This is a genomic window from Archangium gephyra, from assembly GCF_049060025.1.
In the GTDB taxonomy this organism is placed as follows: domain Bacteria; phylum Myxococcota; class Myxococcia; order Myxococcales; family Myxococcaceae; genus Archangium; species Archangium gephyra_A.
The window spans coordinates 8,090,604-8,105,920 of record NZ_JBMEQQ010000002.1 but is presented as its reverse complement, the minus strand read 5'-3'; the positions used below and the strand labels follow the sequence as shown (position 1 = coordinate 8,105,920).

Below are 15,317 nucleotides of genomic sequence, written 5' to 3'. Positions count from 1 at the left end.
CGCGGCGTCAGACCTTCTCCGCCGCGACCCGGCCGAACAGACCACCGGGCCGGACGAGCAGCACGAGGATGAGGAAGCCGAAGGCCACCGCGTCACGCCAGGTGCTGGCCGCGTAGCCCACCACGAACTCTTCCACCAGGCCCAGCAGCAGCCCGCCCACCATGGCTCCCGGCACGTTGCCGATGCCGCCGATGACCGCCGCCACGAAGGCCTTCAGGCCCACGTACAGCCCCATCAGCGGGCTCACCGAGGTGTCCTTGATGGCGTAGAGCAGGCCCGCCCCCGCCGCCAGCGCGCTGCCGATCATGAACGTCACCGAGATGACCCGGTCCGTGGGGATGCCCATCAGCGCCGCCACGCGGTGATCGAAGGACACGGCCCGCATCGCCCGCCCGAAGCGGGTGCCGTAGACGAGGTACTGCAGGCCCGCCATCAACCCCACCGCCAGCACCAGGGAGATGACCTGCCAGTTCCACAGCACCACGTCCGGGAACTCGGGGTCGCCCCAGGTGAACCACTGCGCGGGCTTGATGATCTGCGGGAAGGCGCGCGGCGCCGAGCCCGGCAGGAAGCCGATGTCCAACTGGAAGCCGTACGAGAGCGTGAACGAGATGCCGATGGCGGTGATGAGCGCGGTGAGCCGCGGCTTCTCCCGCAGCGGCCGGTAGGCGAAGCGCTCGATGAGGAAGCCCATGAGCGCGCAGCCGCCCATGGCCACCACGAACACGAGCAGCACCCCCCAGGGCGAGCTCTGCGCCTGACGGCCCAGTCCGAAGGCCGTGGCGTAGCCCATGTAGACGCCAACCATCATCACGTCGCCATGGGCGAAGTTGATGAGCTTGAGCACGCCGTACACCATCGTGTACCCCAGCGCGACGAGCGCATAGATGGTACCCGCGGCGATGCCGTTGATGAGGTGCTGGAAGAGTTCGGACATTTACGGGGAGATGGTGGTGACGAACTCGGTCTTGCCGTTGGCGATCTTCAGGATCGCCGCCGACTTCACCGCATTTCGGTTCTTGTCCAGGGTGATGTTACCCGCCACGCCCGGGAAGTCCTTGGTCTGCGCGATGGCATCACGCACGGAGGGGCCGCTCAGGTCCTTGGCGCGCTCGAGCGCGGCGATGGCGACCTTGGCCGCGTCGTAGCCGAGCGCCGCCAGCGCGTCCGGCACGGCGCCGTACGCCGCCTTGTAGTCCGCGATGAACTTCTGCACCTTCGGGTCCGGATTCTCCGGCGAGTAGTGGTTGGAGAAGAAGCTCCCGTCCAGCGCGTTGCCGGCCAGCTCGAACAGCTTCTCGGAGTCCCACCCATCGCCGCCCATCAGCGGCACCATCAGGCCCAGCTCACGCGCCTGGCGGGCGATGATGCCCACGTCGTTGTAGTAGCCCGGCACGTAGATGGCCTGCGGCTTCGTCTTCTTGATGGCGGTGAGCTGCGCGCGGAAGTCCGTGTCGCCCTGGGAGTAGCTCTCCGTGGTGACGATCTTCCCGCCCATCTCCGCGAACTTCTGCGTGAACACGTCCGTGAGGCCGATGGAGTAGGCGCTCTTGTTGTCCTGGAGGATGGCCACCTGCGTCGCCTTCAGGTTCTCGCGGGCGAACTTCGCCATCACGAAGCCCTGGAAGGGATCGATGAAGCACACGCGGAAGATGTACTCGCCCTTCTCCGTCACGGAGGGGTTGGTGGAGGACGGGGTGATCATCGGCACGCCGGCCGCCTGGGCCTTCTCGGCCATGGCCAGCGAGTTGGACGAGGCCACCTCGCCCAGGATGAGCACCACCTTGTCCTGGGTGATGAGGCGGGTGACGGCCTGGGCGGCCTCCTCGGGCTTGCCCTGGTCGTCATAGACGCGCACCGCCACCTTCTTGCCCTTCACGCCCCCGGCCGCGTTGACCTCCTTGAGGGCCAGGTCGATGCCGTTGCGGGTGGACACCCCGAAGGTGGCCTGGGCGCCGGTGAGGCTTCCCACCTCGCCGAGCAGGATGGTGTTCGTATCCGCGGGGGTGGGCGGAGGGGTCTCCACCTTGGCCGCCTGGCCGTCCTGTCCTCCCTGCGCGGGCTGGGTCTTTTTCTCGCAGCCGGCCGCGAACAGCGCGAACGCGGCGAGGAGCATCGGAGCGAAATGGCGCATGTGGGGCATCTCCTGGGTAGAGGCCACGGAAAAGTCCCGGTTTTCTATGGGGATGCGAAAGGGGGGTCAAGCTCGCAACGGCCCGCCAGGACGCCCCCCTGGGGATTTTCCACCCGGAGTCTCAGCCCGCCTCGCTCCTCCTTGAAGAGCCAACGAGCCGCCGAGGCCCCCTCCTCCCCCCTGCCGGAGGATGTCCTCTCCGTGTCCGGGTCTCCACCTTTGGGGAGGACGAACATTTCCAGGAGGCGGACATGTACCAGCGCGGAGACATCAAGGAAGGCATGACGGTCCGCAGCGTCGACGGCCACAAGCTCGGCAAGGTCTACGCCGTCGGCGACATGGAGTTCCACATCGAGAAGGGGCTCTTCTTCCCCAAGGACTACTCGGTCCGGTACGCGGAGATCAGCGACCTGCGCAACGGGGAGGTCATCCTGGCCCATGGCAAGGACAGCCTCCGGTCGTTCTCCGACGAGGTGCCCTACGGCTCGGACACCATCGCCCAGCGCGAGGGAATCGGAAACAGCCGGATCACCCACACGGAGGGGACGGACACCGCGTGGCTCAACCAGGGCGAGCGCACGGGACTGCCCTTCAACGCACGCCCCGAGGAGCTGCGCACGCAGGACCTGGGTACCCAGGAGATCGGCCCGTACAACACGGAGGGTGCCCGGGCCAGCCCCATCCTCACGGAGGAGGACCGGGCGCGGGGCATCCGCTACACCGGCACCCGCGCGGACCTCGCCTCGGAGGACCCGGGCGTGGGCATCCCCATCCACCGCGAGACGGTGGACCGGCCCGTCATGCGTGCCGCCGTCCACGAGGAGACGGTGGTGACGGCGACGCCCCTGCGCGCCGAGGAGGAGTCGGCCCGGAGCCGCGTGATGACGGACGAGGAGCTGCTGCGCGCCCACGACGAGCTCTACGGGGACGGCCACATGAGGACGCCGGTGCGCCGTGACGACACCGAGGGCCCGCGCAAGCTGGACCTCAGCGGCGAGACCGACCCGAAGAACAAGCGCGGCTTCTAACCGCCCGAGCGCCCCGGCACGGCGGGACGCAACCGCGTCTCGCCCGCCGCGGGCATGTTCCCCGAGAGGTGGACGCGCTCCAGCCGCTCGAAGCCGCGCAGACGCTCGGGGAAGTGCGTGGACATGAGCCGGCCCACGTCCGCCTCGCGCGCCGGGGCACACGCCTCCGCCAACGCCTCCGCCATCTGGAGCGCGCTGGCGAAGCGGTTGCCCGGCTGCTTCGCGAGCGCCACCTCCAGCACCTCCCACAGCGGCAGGGCCAGCCCGGACGGCCGGCTCAGCCGGTCGTCGCAGATGGCGTGCATGGACTCCAGCTCGTCCCCCTTGTCGAAGGCGCGCTTGCCGGTGAAGGCCTCGTAGAGGATGAGGCCCATGGCGAACAAGTCGCTGCGCGCATCCAGACGATCGCCCCGCGCCTGCTCCGGCGACATGTAGAGGGGCTTGCCCTTCACGATGCCCGGCAGCGTCACGGTGCGCTGGGCGCGCGCCTTGGCCACGCCGAAGTCCAGCACCTTCACCCGCCCGTCGAAGCCCACCATCAGGTTGTGCGGCGACAAGTCCCGGTGCACCAGCCGCAGCGGCGCGCCGTCCTCGCCCCGCGCCTGGTGCGCCGCGTGCAGCCCGTGCAGCGCCTGCAGCACGATGGCCACCGTCACGTCCGGCACGGGCCGCGTCGTCTTCAGCAGCCGGTCGAAGTCCACCCCGCGCAACAGCTCCATCACCAGGAAGTAGGCCCCCTGGGCTTCGCCGAAGTCGTGGAAGGTGACGAGGTTGGCGTGCGACAGCCGCAGCCCGATGCGGGCCTCGTCCAGGAATTGCTTCACGATGTCCGGGTCCGAGGCCAGGTGCGGCAGAATCCGTTTGAGCGCCACCAGGCGGCCGAGCCCCTCGGGGCCCCGCGTGCGCGCCACCAGCACCTGCGCCATGCCCCCGGTGCCCAGCGGCGTCACCAGCTCGTAGCGGCCGATGCGCCCGCGGCCCCGTCAGCGGATCCTCCTCGGGGGCCAGCTCGTCCAGCCGCTCCAGCACGCCCCGGCCGTCGGTGAGCGACAGGAAGGCCAGCACCGCGTTGTCCAACTGGTCGGCGATGGCCTCCACCAGCTTCATCACCAGCCAGCCGCCGTCGTCGAAGCGCCCCTCCACCACCAGCCCCAGGGTGCCCAGCTCCAGCCGGCCGAGCGCCAACGGAGCGCAGAACAGCATCCGCCCCTGGGACACGGGGTGGGCGCCCTTCCAGCTCGCGGCCTCGAAGACGTCCACGCCGGGCTGACCGAGCACCCGGGTGAGCACGGGGCCCGCGGTGCCCCGGAGGCAGACGAAGCCCGCCGAGGCATGCACCAGCCGCGCGCACTGGGTGAGGAAGACATCCACCGCCGCGTCGAGGCTCAGGCCCCGCTCCAGGCAGTCCTCGAGGATGTCGTCCGCCATCCGCACCACGGCGTTGAGGCCGCGAAGAAAGGCGACTTCGGCTTCGAGCGAAGGAAATTCCACGATGCTCATTGGGAAGGACCGCGAACACCGCGAGGGCGGGCCCCGGGAAGGGGCCCGCGGTGAGACTCAGGAGCCGGACTTCGACTGGTCCGCGTAGAGCGCGTCCGCGATGCGGTAGGCGCTGGTCTCCAGGCGCTGGTAGGCCTCCTTGATGGCGGCGGCATCCGTGCCCTTGAACAGCTCCTTGAGGTGCTCCACGTCGGCCTTGATTTCGTTGCGGTCCTTCTCCTGCAGGACGTTGCCGTACTCCTCCAGGCTCTTCTCGGTGGTGTAGATGAGCGAGTCGGCGTTGTTGCGCAGCTCGGCCAGCTCCTTCTTCAGCTTGTCGCTGGACTGGTTGGCCTGGGCGTCGGAGATCATCGCCTGGATCTCCGCCTCGGACAGGCCCGAGTTGCCCACCACGCGCACCTGCTGGACCTTGCCGGTGCCCAGGTCCTTGGCGCTCACGTGCACGATGCCGTTGGCGTCGATGTCGAAGGAGACTTCAATCTGCGGCACGCCGCGCGGCGCCGGGGGGATGCCCACCAGCTCGAAGCGCGCCAGCGTCTTGTTGTCCGACGCCATCTCGCGCTCACCCTGCAGCACGTGCACGGACACCAGCGGCTGGTTGTCCACCGCGGTGGAGAACACCTGGCCCTTCTTGCAGGGGATGGTGGTGTTCTTGTCGATGATCTTGGTGAAGACGCCGCCGGCCGTCTCCACGCCCAGCGACAGCGGCGTCACGTCCAGCAGGAGGACGTCCTTCACCTCGCCCTTGAGCACGCCACCCTGGATGGCCGCGCCCACGGCGACGACCTCGTCCGGGTTGATGCCCTTGTGCGGCTCCTTGCCGAAGAACTCCTTCACCTTCTGCTGCACCGCCGGCATGCGCGTCATGCCGCCCACCAGCAGCACCTGGTGCACCTGCTGCGCGCTGATGCCCGCGTCCTTGAGCGCGATGCGGCACGGCTCGATGGAGCGCTCCACGAGGTCCGCCACCAGCGCCTCGAAGGTGCTGCGCTCGACCGTCTCGGTGAGGTGCTTGGGGCCCGTGGCGTCCGCGGTGATGAAGGGAAGGTTCACCTCCGTCTCCGTCGCGCTGGACAGCTCGTGCTTGGCGCGCTCGGCCGCTTCCTTCAGGCGCTGCAGCGCCATGCGGTCCTTGCGCAAGTCCAGGCCGTTGTTCTGCTCGGCGAAGCGCTTGGCCAGGAAGTCGATGAGGCGCTGGTCGAAGTCCTCACCGCCCAGGAAGGTGTCGCCGTTGGTGCTCTTGACTTCGAAGACGCCCGAGCTGAGCTCCAGGATGGAGATATCGAACGTGCCACCGCCCAGGTCGTAGACGGCGATGCGCTCGGAGCTCGTCTCGCGCACCTTGTCCAGGCCGTAGGCGAGCGCGGCGGCCGTGGGCTCGTTGATGATGCGCAGCACGTTGAGGCCGGCGATGCGGCCCGCGTCCTTGGTGGCCTGGCGCTGGCTGTCGTTGAAGTAGGCCGGGACGGTGATGACCGCCTCGGTGACGGGCTCGCCCAGGTAGTCCTCGGCCGTCTGCTTCATCTTCATGAGCACGATGGCGCTGACTTCCGGCGGGCTGTAGCCCTTGCCGCGGATCTCCACCCACGCGTCCCCGTTGGGGCTGGGCACCACGCGGAAGGGACTCACGCTGATGGCCTTCTTGGCCTCGGGCGAGTCGAACTTGCGGCCGATGAGCCGCTTGACGGCGAACACCGTGTTCTCCGGGTTGGTGATGCCCTGCCGCTTGGCAATCTGGCCCACCAGACGCTCACCGGACTCGGTGAAGCCCACCATGGAGGGCGTGGTGCGGCTGCCCTCGCTGTTGGGGATGACCACCGGCTCGCCACCCTCCATCACGGCGACGCACGAGTTCGTCGTCCCCAGATCGATTCCAATCACCTTGCCCATGACGTCCTACTGGCTCCCCGAGGGAGTGGTTCCGGTCTGCTCGGTGGTGATCCCCCCCGTGGGCTCACCCTCCGACGTCGTTTCTGAAGAAGTCGTCTCGGCCGCGGGCGGCTGGACGGCCGGAGCGCGCGCCACCACGACCAGCGCGGGCCGCATCAGCCGCTCGTTGAGCATGTAGCCGCGCACGGCCTCGTAGAGGACATGGCCCGCGGGCACCGCGGCGCTCTCCACCTGCTGCATGGCCTCGTGCACGTGCGGATCGAACGGCTGGCCAACGGCGGAGAAGCCCTTCACGCCGTGCTTGCCGAACGCGCTGTCGAAGAGCTTGCGCGTCATCTCCACGCCGGTGCGCAGGCTCTCGAAGTCCGAGGACTTCTGGGCGGCCTCCAGGGCGCGGTCCAGGTTGTCCACCACCGGGAGGAAGTCCTTGAGGAGGCGCTCGGAGCCGAACTTCTGGACCTCCTCCTTCTCCTTCTGGGCGCGCTTCTTGTAGTTCTCCAGGTCGGCCGCGGCGCGCAGGGCCCGCTCGTGGCTGTCCTTGAGACGCTCCATCGTCTCGCGGCTCCGGGACTGACTGAACTCGAGCTGCTGGCGCGACTCCTCCAGCTCGCGGCGCGCTTCCTCGAGGCTCGCGGCGCGAGTGCACCAGCAGCTCGCGCGCCTCGTCCCGGGCGCGGCGCATCTCGCCCAGCTCGCGGTGGGCCTCGTGCAGCGCGGCCCGCCGGGCACCGTCGCCAGCGCCCTCGCCCGCGGAGACCTCGGGCTCCGCGATGCAGCCCTCTGGAATCTCCACCTCCATGGTGACCCCGCCCTCGGGGATCTCCATCTCCAAGGTGGTCACATTCTCGGGAAGATCTTCTTCCTCCTCCTCCAAGGCTGGAGGCTGGACGTGACGCTCGACGCTCTCGAGCGCCGCGTCGATGACGTCCTGCGAGATGTCTGTCTGGAAGCTGCCCTTCTCGTCTCGGTTGGAGCCGGCCACGGGCGCACTATGTCATGGGGCGGGGGTTGATCCAACGCCCGGAGCGGCCAGACGCAGGCCGCCCATGTGCCCCCCCTAGAGGATTCCAGAGCGGATGAATGCCCCTCAGGAAGCCGGACGGGCGGGTTTCTTGCGGCCGATGGACTTCTTGGAGCCCGTCTTGGCCGCCGCCTTCTTGGCGGGGGTCTTGGTGGCCGGCGTCTTCTTGCGGCCGAGGGACTTGGCGCCCGTCTTGGCCGCCGCCTTCTTCGCGGCGGGGGCCGGGGCCGCGGCCGCGGGCGTCTGGGCCGGAGCCGGGGGGGCGGCCGTCCGGGGAGGCGTGCCCGGCGTGGGGGTGGGAGCGGGCTTGTTGCCCTCGATGGCCCCTTCGATGGCGCCCTCCACCTGACGCACGGCGGTCTCGATGCGCTCGGCCACCTGCTTGCCCGCCGCCACCGCGAAGGTGCGCAGGTTCTCGATGCCCTCCTTCACCTTGGCCTGCTTGGCGGGGTCCTTCACCTCCACCATCAGCCGCTGCGCCTCGGTCTTGAGCTCCTCGCCGGAGCGCTTGAGCTCCTCACCGGTGCGCTTGAGGAAGTCCTTCAGTTGCTTGTCCCATTTCTCGGCCATCGGTCTCTCTCTCCCTCACGCACAGTGCGAGCCGCCTGGCACCCGGCCGGGCAGGCTATAGTGCGCGCCCATCCGGCGAGCGCAGGCCACCCCATCAGACTGCACCCCCGCCCGGAGCGCAAAGCAATCTTCACCCCTGGAGAGACGGATGAGAGCAGTCTTGATTGCCGTGGCGGCCCTGCTGGCGGTGCCGGCCCTGGCCCAGAACAACAAGGGCAAGGCCGAGGACACCAGCAAGGTCAGGGTGGAGGCCCCGGCCCAGGCTCAGCCCGCCGCCCAGGCCGAGTCCTTCCGGCCGTCCCCGGGCTCCTCCGGACCGAACACCCCGGGCCATCCCAGCTCGGGCACCCCGGTGGTGATGGACCGTGAGGCGCTGATGCGGCAGCTCGCCGGCATCAACGAGAAGCTCGCCCAGGCCACCGGCCGGGCGAAGAAGGACAAGCAGCTCCAGAAGCTGCTCGACGATGCGCGCGGGGAGCTCAAGGAGGTGGGCCGTCAGGTGACCCATGCCCCCCTGGCGCGCATGGAGCCGTCGCGGCCCCCTCCCCCGCCGCCGCAGCCCACGGTGCAGCCCATCACCGAGGCCATGCTGCGCTCGCTGGTGTCGGCCATCCGCAACGAGCCCTTCGCGGATGACCAGCTCGCGGTGCTGGAAGAGGCCGCGCCCACCCAGTACTTCCTGGTGGCCCAGGCCCAGCAGCTCCTCCGCACCTTCTCCTTCTCCAGGGACCGGGTGAAGGCCATGCGCCTGCTGCGCCCGCGCCTGCTGGACCTGGAGAACAGCTTCAAGCTGTACGAGTCCTTCGACCACGCCAGCGACAAGGACGAGCTCAAGCGCATCCTGGCCACGCCGACCCCGTAGGCCGTGTCACGCTTCTGTGCCGGCCCGCCGGCACGCTAGAGTCGGGCTCCCCCCCCGGGGCCACACAGGCCTCGAGCCCGGAGCCCGACCCACCATGCCGCTCGCCCGCCTGCTGGGGACGCTCGCCGTCCTCACCCTCCTCGGTGCCTGTACCGGGCCCGCGCCCACCGGGGACGAGTCCCTCCAGTTGCCCGGCCTGGAGCAGTTGGAGACCACCGAAGGCGCCCCCTTCGAGGTGAGTCTCGCCGCCACCGGGGGCACGCCGCCGCTGCGGCACTCGTTGGACAAGCTCCCACCCGGACTCTTCTTCTCCACGGGCGACGGCCTGTTGCGGGGCTCGGCCACGGTCCCGGGCCCGTACACCTTCTCGGTGCAGGTCAAGGACGCCGCGGGCGCCGTGGACACCCGGACGTACCGGCTGCTCGTCCACCCCGTGCCCGCCATCAGCACCACCTCGCTGCCCGCCGCCACGCAAGGCGAGACGTACGCCGTGCAGCTCGAGGCCACCGGAGGCCAGGGGCCCCTGCGCTGGACGCTGGTGGGCGGAACGCTGCCCGCGGGGCTCTCGCTGGGCGAGGACGGCCAGCTCACGGGCGTGCCGCGGGAGCCGGGCTCCTTTTCTCCCACCGTGCGCGCACAGGACGTCCACGGCGCCCAGGCCATGCGGATGCTCGGTCTGGCGGTCCGCCCGGGCACGAGTGACGGCGGCGACGGTGGCGGTGGTGACGGCGGAACGGACGGAGGCGCCCCGCTGACCTTCAGCGCGGCCAACTGGAACGTCGAGTGGTTCGGCTACGCGAGCGACGGCCCCACGGATGATGCCTTGCAGCTCGAGAACGTGAAGACGGTCATCCGCACGACGGGAGCGGACTTCTGGGGCCTGCAGGAGCTGGTGGACGCCACGGAGTTCGACGCGCTGAAGCAGATGCCCGGCTACGACGGCTTCATGGCCAATGATCCGCGCGTCGTGTCCGGCGCTTCCTACTACTCGGCCAACGAGCAGAAGGTGGGCATCCTCTTCCGCTCGGACGTGGTCAGCGTGCAGGACGCGAGGCTCATCCTCACCTCGAGCAACTACGACTTCGGCACGCGGCCTCCCTTGCAGGTGAAGCTGCGCATCACGCGCAACGGGGCGAGCACGGACCTGGTGGCCATCGTGCTGCACATGAAGGCGCTCAGCGACACGGACTCCTACAACCGCCGCAAGAACGCGGGGCTGGCGCTCAAGGGCTACCTGGATGCCCTCCCGACGGACACGCGCTTCATCGTGCTCGGCGACTGGAACGATGACGTGGACGTCTCCATCTCCAGGGACTCCACGAGCGGCACCTACCTGCCCACGCCGTACCAGAACTTCCTGGATGACCCGGAGGACTACACCTTCCTCACCCAGCCCCTGTCCCTCACCAACGTGCGCAGCACGGTGAGCAACACCCAGTTCATCGACCACCAGCTCGTCAGCAACGAGCTGCGCGCGGGCTACGTGAGCAACTCCGCCCAGGCCCTGCGGCCGGACACCTATATCTCCCAGTACAAGACCACCACCTCGGACCACTACCCGGTGTTCAGCCGCTTCGCGTTCAACGTGGCCCCCCCGCCCCCTCCACCCCTGCGCATCACCTCGCCCAACGGCGGCGAGCAGCTCGCGTCGGGAACCGTGCAGACGCTCACCTGGACGGCGGACGGTGTCAGCTCGGTGATGCTCGAGTTCTCGCCGGACGACGGCACGACGTGGCAGGTGCTGGCCCCGAGTGTCCCGGCGTCGAGCGGGCAGTACACCTGGACGGTCCCCCCGGTCCCCGCGACGACGGTGCGGGCCCGCGTGCGGGTGAGCGACGCCTCGGCTCCGGCGACGGCCGACCAGAGCGATACGGCCTTCACGGTCTCCTGGCCCCCGCCGGTGTTCATCAACGAGTACCTGCCGCACGAGCCTCCCGTGCCCGGTGGGACCACCCGGGACTTCGCGCAACAGTTCGTCGAGGTGGTGAATGGCTCCACGAGCACGGTGGACCTCGGCGGCTGGCTGGTGAACGACCGCAGCAGCTACACCGGCACGGCGCCCCGGCACATCTTCGCCGCGGGGACGCTGCTCGAACCGGGCAGGTCCTTCGTCGTCTACTCGGGCGCCTCCGCCATCCCCGCTGGAGCGGTGAACGCGGTGGCGGCCTCGAGCGGCGGGCTCTTCTTCAACAAGGGCACCAACCACGGCAGCAGCGGCGATGCCGTCTACCTGCAGAACGGCGCGAAGCAGGTCGTGGACAGCACCAGCTACACCGAGTCCACCGAGGCCATCTCGTACAACCGGAGCCCGGATGCGGCTCCCCTGGGAGCCTTCGAGTTGCACAACCTGCTCAACCCGGCGCTCGGCTCCTCGCCGGGCAGACGGGCGGATGGGGGCAACTTCTAACCCCTGGTCCGAGGACCGGGCTTGCAGCCAGGCGCCTCCTGAGACGCGCCGCCTCGTGTGCCTACCTTCCGAAGGGATGCACCGCACCGCCGGACAGTGGCTCCGGCGCTCCGGTGAGGGAGGGAGGAACGATGGTGAACGGGATTGGCCGGAAGGCCTCGGAGTTGAAGCACCAGGGAGACCGCCTCGGGGCGAAGGCGATGCACCACCCGTGGATGGTGCCGCTGGCCCGCCTGGGCTACCTGGCCAAGGGCGTGGTGTACGCGGTGATTGGCGTGCTCGCCATCCAGGTCGCCATCGGCTCCGGAGGGAAGACGACCGATACCAAGGGAGCGCTGTCCACGCTGGCCCAGGGCTCCTGGAGCAAGGCGCTGCTCGCGGTGGTGGCGGTGGGCCTGGTGGGCTACGTGCTCTGGCGCGTGGTGCAGGCATGGATGGATCCGGACGGGAAGGGCACCGGCGCGAAGGGACTCGCCCTGCGAGGGTTCTACCTGGTGAGTGCCGCCATCCACACGGGCCTCGCCCTGGCCGCCTTCCGGCTGGTGCTGGGAACGGGAGGCGCCGGCACGAGTGGAGACCAGAGCGCCCAGTCCTGGACGGCGAGACTGATGTCGCAGCCCTTCGGACAGGCCCTGGTCGCCGTCGTGGGCCTCGTCATCGCCGGCATGGGCGTCTGGCAGGTCCACAAGGCCTGGAAGGAGAAGTTCCGCAAGAAGCTCCGGCTGGACACGTTGCGCCCCCAGCAGGCGGAGTGGGCGGTGCGGATCTCCAAGCTGGGCATCCTCGCGCGTGGAGGGGTGTTCGTGCTGATCGGCGGGTTCCTCGTCCAGGCGGCGCTCACCGCCAACCCCCGGCGGGCCCGGGGACTCGACGGAGCCCTGGAGGCGCTCGCGTCCCAACCGTATGGAACGGTGCTCCTGGCGCTCACCGCCGCAGGCCTCGTGGCCTACGCCGTCTACATGGCCGTCGAGGCCCGGTACCGGCGCTTCCTGGGTGCCTAGCCGCCCCGCCCGCATGTATATGAGTCACCCGCGCGTCCATGGTCCGCTCCCGCCTCTACCTCCTCGCCGCCGCCGTGCTCTGGTCCACCGCCGGCGCCGCCGTGAAGCTCTCCACCCTGTCGGCGTGGCAGCTCGCCTCCGGCCGCTCGCTCGTCGCGGCCCTGGTGCTCGCGCTCGCCATCCCCGCCGGCCGCCGGCTTCCGTCCCGGCGAGGGCTCCTGGCGGCGGTGGCCTACGCCGCCACGGTGGTGTCGTTCATCATCGCCAACAAGCTCACCACCTCCGCCAACGCCATCTTCCTGCAGGACACGGCGCCGCTCTATGTGCTGCTCCTGTCCCCGCTGCTGCTGCGCGAGCGTCCTTCGCGCGGTGAGCTGGCCGCCGTGCCCGTGTTCCTGCTCGGCCTGAGCCTCTTCTTCCTGGATCAGCTCGCGCCGGGGCAGTTCTGGGGCAATGTGATTGCCCTGGGCTCGGGCCTCGCCTTCGCCCTGTGCATCCTCGGGCTGCGCGCGGTGGGCGAGGAGGGCTCGTCCGTGCTGGTGTGGGGCAACCTCATCGCGGGCTTCGGCGTCCTGCTGCCCGCGCTCGGTGGCAACACGCCCACGGCCCTGGATGTCGGGCTGCTCCTGTTCCTCGGCGTATTCCAGCTTGGGCTTGCCTACACCCTCTTCCAGCGCGGCCTGCGCGAGACGCCCGCGGTGGAGGCCTCGCTGCTCATCCTGCTCGAGCCGGTGCTCAACCCCGTGTGGACCTTCCTCTTCGCGGGGGAGCGGCCCGGCCCGTGGGCACTGGTGGGCGGCGCGATCATCCTCCTGGCCACCGCGTGGCGCACGCTGCTGGGCTCCAGAGGCGGCAACGCCTCCCCGGCGAGAGAGGCTCAGGGCTGAGGAAACACCGGGCCGGGTCCATTCCGCTGGTCACCGGTGACCAGTGAAACCCGCCGGCTCCATTCCACTCGTCAGCGCTGACGAGTGAAACCCACTGGCCCCATTCCACTTGTCACCGGTGACAAGTGAAACCCGCTGGCTCCATTCCACTCGTCAGCGCTGACGAGTGAAACCCACTGGCCCCATTCCACTTGTCACCGGTGACAAGTGAAACGCTCCGGATCGGCAGCGGCACCGCACTTTTGTGCCCCTGGCGGCGGGATGACCCTCACCCCGGCCCTCTCCCAGAGGGAGAGGGTGTTGACGCGGGCTCAGCTCGCGGCGCGCTTCTCGCCGCCCGCCCCGGGGGGACCCAGGCGCCGGGCCAGCTCCGCTTCGAGCCGCTTCGGCTCGATGGGCCTCTCGCGGTGCCCCACGTGCCCGTCCGGCCGGACCAGGTAGAAGCACTCCGCCCCGGCGCCAAAGCGGCGATGCAGCGCCCCCTCCCCGTCGGCCAGCACGAAGGGCCCCGGCGTCCCCTCCCCCGCCACCACCACGCGCGCCCTCAGCAGCGGCCCATACGCTCCCTCCAGCCGCCGCGCGAGCGTCACCAGCCCGCTCCGCCCCTTCGCCTCGGGCGTCAGGCCGGTGAACAGCAGCAGCGTGTGCTGGGGGCCTCGCAGCACCTCGTGCAGGCGCTCCACGCCTTCCCCCTTCACCGGCAGCTCCGGCACGCGCTCCCCGGGCGCGGGGCCTTCCTCCAGCCGCACCCCGCCCACCTCCTCGCCCCAGATGCGCTCGGTGGACAGCGGGCTGCGCCGGTAGTGGATGGCGAGCTGCGTGACGAAGCGCGCCAGGCGCCGCTGCGTGAAGGTGCTCCCCAGCAGGCCCTTGGCGAGCCGGGGCGCCACGTACGTCCGCAGGAGCCGGGAGAAGCTCCCGCCCCGCGTCATGAGGCCGAAGATCCTGTCCGTGCCCTCCAGCAGCATCTGCCCCACCGGGTGCCGCTCCAGCTCATAGGTGTCGAGCAGCGACTCCGGCACGCGGCCCCGGGTGACGAGCGCCAGCTTCCACGCGAGGTTGTAGGCATCCTGGATGCCCGTGTTCATCCCCTGCCCGCCCGCGGGGCTGTGGATGTGCGCGGCATCCCCGGCGAGGAACACGCGGCCCTGGCGGTAGCGCGGCACGCCCCGGCGGTGCAGCCGGTAGCGCGTCAGCCAGCGCGGCTCGCTCACCCGCACCGGCACGTTCGACATGCGCTCCAAGAGGGCCTGCATCTCCTCCAGCGTGAGGGGCGTCGTCTCGTCGCCCTCCGGGAGCATCTCCCGCGGCATGATGCAGAACAGCCGGTAGCGGTTCTCCCCCGGCATGGGGAAGGCCCCCACCACGCCGTGCAGGGACGGCATGATGACCAGCTCCCCCTGTCCGAGCGGCCACTCCGCGCGCACGTCCGCCAGCACGCACGCATCGTCATACGTCTCGCCCTCGAAGGGGATGCCGGCCCCCTTGCGCACCCGGCTGCGCGCGCCGTCACACCCCAGCAGCCAGCGCGCCGTCACGCGCTCCACCCCGCCCTCCGCCCGCCTCAACGTGGCTTCCACGCCGTCCGCGTCCTGCCGGAAGTCCTCCAGCGCCAGGCCTCGCTCCACCTGCACCCCCAACGAGCCCAGGTACTCGGTGAGCAGGGCCTCGGTGGCGTCCTGCGGCAGCATGAAGATGTAGGGGAAGCGCGTCTCCAGCCAGGAGAAGGCCTGCATGGGCACCCGCGTGCGCACGCCTCCGGCGCCCACCACGTTGAAGGCCTCGGCCTTCCGCCCGCGCGCCAGCGCCTGCTCGGCGAGGCCGAAGTCGTCGAAGACCTCGAGCGTGCGCGCCTGCACCGCCAGCGCGCGCGACAGCACCGAGGGCGCCTCGAGCTGATCCACGACACGGCACCGCAGGCCATGCCGCGCCAGCTCCGCGGCCATCGTCAGGCCCGTGGGCCCGGCTCCCACCACGAGTGCGTCCAACATGCCGTCTCCCCCTGCCGGCTCACACC

14 protein-coding genes are annotated in these 15,317 nt (G+C 70.0%); 7 read left to right on the top strand and 7 right to left on the bottom strand.

Annotated elements, in window-relative coordinates:
• Window positions 1-7: 7 nt before the first annotated feature.
• A complete protein-coding gene (locus ACN28I_RS35610) occupies window positions 8-937 on the bottom strand; it encodes a branched-chain amino acid ABC transporter permease (protein ID WP_420946351.1) in 930 nt (309 codons plus the stop codon).
• Window positions 938-2,134, bottom strand: a complete 1,197-nt coding sequence (locus ACN28I_RS35605; RefSeq protein ID WP_420946350.1) for an ABC transporter substrate-binding protein — start codon at window positions 2,132-2,134, stop codon at window positions 938-940. It lies immediately after the preceding gene.
• Between the two features lie 251 nt (window positions 2,135-2,385).
• Here ACN28I_RS35605 and ACN28I_RS35600 point away from each other — a divergent pair, with 251 nt between their 5' ends.
• Entirely contained in the window at window positions 2,386-3,162 is a 777-nt protein-coding gene (locus tag ACN28I_RS35600; RefSeq protein ID WP_420946349.1) for a hypothetical protein, read from the top strand.
• Here the strand turns inward: ACN28I_RS35600 and ACN28I_RS35595 are convergent.
• Complete coding sequence (locus ACN28I_RS35595; RefSeq protein ID WP_420946348.1) at window positions 3,159-4,112, bottom strand: serine/threonine-protein kinase; 954 nt, start codon at window positions 4,110-4,112, stop codon at window positions 3,159-3,161. The genes ACN28I_RS35600 and ACN28I_RS35595 overlap by 4 nt on opposite strands.
• Before the next feature lie 92 nt (window positions 4,113-4,204).
• Between ACN28I_RS35595 and ACN28I_RS35590 the strand changes: the two genes are divergently transcribed.
• Window positions 4,205-4,432, top strand: coding sequence for a hypothetical protein (locus ACN28I_RS35590; protein ID WP_420946347.1), 228 nt, complete (start codon window positions 4,205-4,207; stop codon window positions 4,430-4,432).
• 287 nt (window positions 4,433-4,719) lie between these two features.
• On the opposite strand, the gene dnaK is transcribed toward ACN28I_RS35590, so the two are convergent.
• Window positions 4,720-6,552 (bottom strand): molecular chaperone DnaK, encoded by a 1,833-nt coding sequence (gene dnaK, locus ACN28I_RS35585; protein WP_420946346.1) that lies wholly within the window; start codon window positions 6,550-6,552, stop codon window positions 4,720-4,722.
• Window positions 6,553-6,558: 6 nt separating this feature from the next.
• Window positions 6,559-7,158, bottom strand: coding sequence for a nucleotide exchange factor GrpE (grpE, locus tag ACN28I_RS35580; RefSeq protein WP_420948783.1), 600 nt, complete (start codon window positions 7,156-7,158; stop codon window positions 6,559-6,561).
• A gap of 34 nt (window positions 7,159-7,192) precedes the next feature.
• On the opposite strand from grpE, the gene ACN28I_RS35575 reads away from it, so the two are divergent.
• The gene (locus ACN28I_RS35575; RefSeq protein ID WP_420948911.1) at window positions 7,193-7,564 is read left to right on the top strand and encodes a hypothetical protein; all 372 of its coding nucleotides are present in this window, start codon (window positions 7,193-7,195) and stop codon (window positions 7,562-7,564) included.
• 75 nt (window positions 7,565-7,639) lie between these two features.
• Here the strand turns inward: ACN28I_RS35575 and ACN28I_RS35570 are convergent, their stop codons facing one another.
• Window positions 7,640-8,143: a transcriptional regulator gene (locus tag ACN28I_RS35570; protein WP_420946345.1), complete on the bottom strand. Its 504-nt coding sequence runs from the start codon at window positions 8,141-8,143 to the stop codon at window positions 7,640-7,642.
• A gap of 148 nt (window positions 8,144-8,291) precedes the next feature.
• On the opposite strand from ACN28I_RS35570, the gene ACN28I_RS35565 reads away from it, so the two are divergent.
• The 4 genes from ACN28I_RS35565 to ACN28I_RS35550 all read left to right on the top strand — a co-directional run bounded on the left by ACN28I_RS35565 (window position 8,292) and on the right by ACN28I_RS35550 (window position 13,300).
• Window positions 8,292-9,005, top strand: coding sequence for a DUF4476 domain-containing protein (locus tag ACN28I_RS35565; RefSeq protein WP_420946344.1), 714 nt, complete (start codon window positions 8,292-8,294; stop codon window positions 9,003-9,005).
• Window positions 9,006-9,099: 94 nt separating this feature from the next.
• On the top strand, window positions 9,100-11,412 hold the full coding sequence (locus ACN28I_RS35560) for a putative Ig domain-containing protein (RefSeq protein ID WP_420946343.1): 2,313 nt from the start codon (window positions 9,100-9,102) through the stop codon (window positions 11,410-11,412).
• Between the two features lie 131 nt (window positions 11,413-11,543).
• The gene (locus ACN28I_RS35555; protein WP_420946342.1) at window positions 11,544-12,413 is read left to right on the top strand and encodes a DUF1206 domain-containing protein; all 870 of its coding nucleotides are present in this window, start codon (window positions 11,544-11,546) and stop codon (window positions 12,411-12,413) included.
• 38 nt (window positions 12,414-12,451) lie between these two features.
• A complete protein-coding gene (locus tag ACN28I_RS35550) occupies window positions 12,452-13,300 on the top strand; it encodes a DMT family transporter (RefSeq protein WP_420946341.1) in 849 nt (282 codons plus the stop codon).
• A 311-nt stretch (window positions 13,301-13,611) separates the two neighbouring features.
• On the opposite strand, the gene ACN28I_RS35545 is transcribed toward ACN28I_RS35550, so the two are convergent.
• The gene (locus tag ACN28I_RS35545; protein WP_420946340.1) at window positions 13,612-15,291 is read right to left on the bottom strand and encodes an FAD-dependent monooxygenase; all 1,680 of its coding nucleotides are present in this window, start codon (window positions 15,289-15,291) and stop codon (window positions 13,612-13,614) included.
• Between the last annotated feature and the right edge of the window lie 26 nt (window positions 15,292-15,317).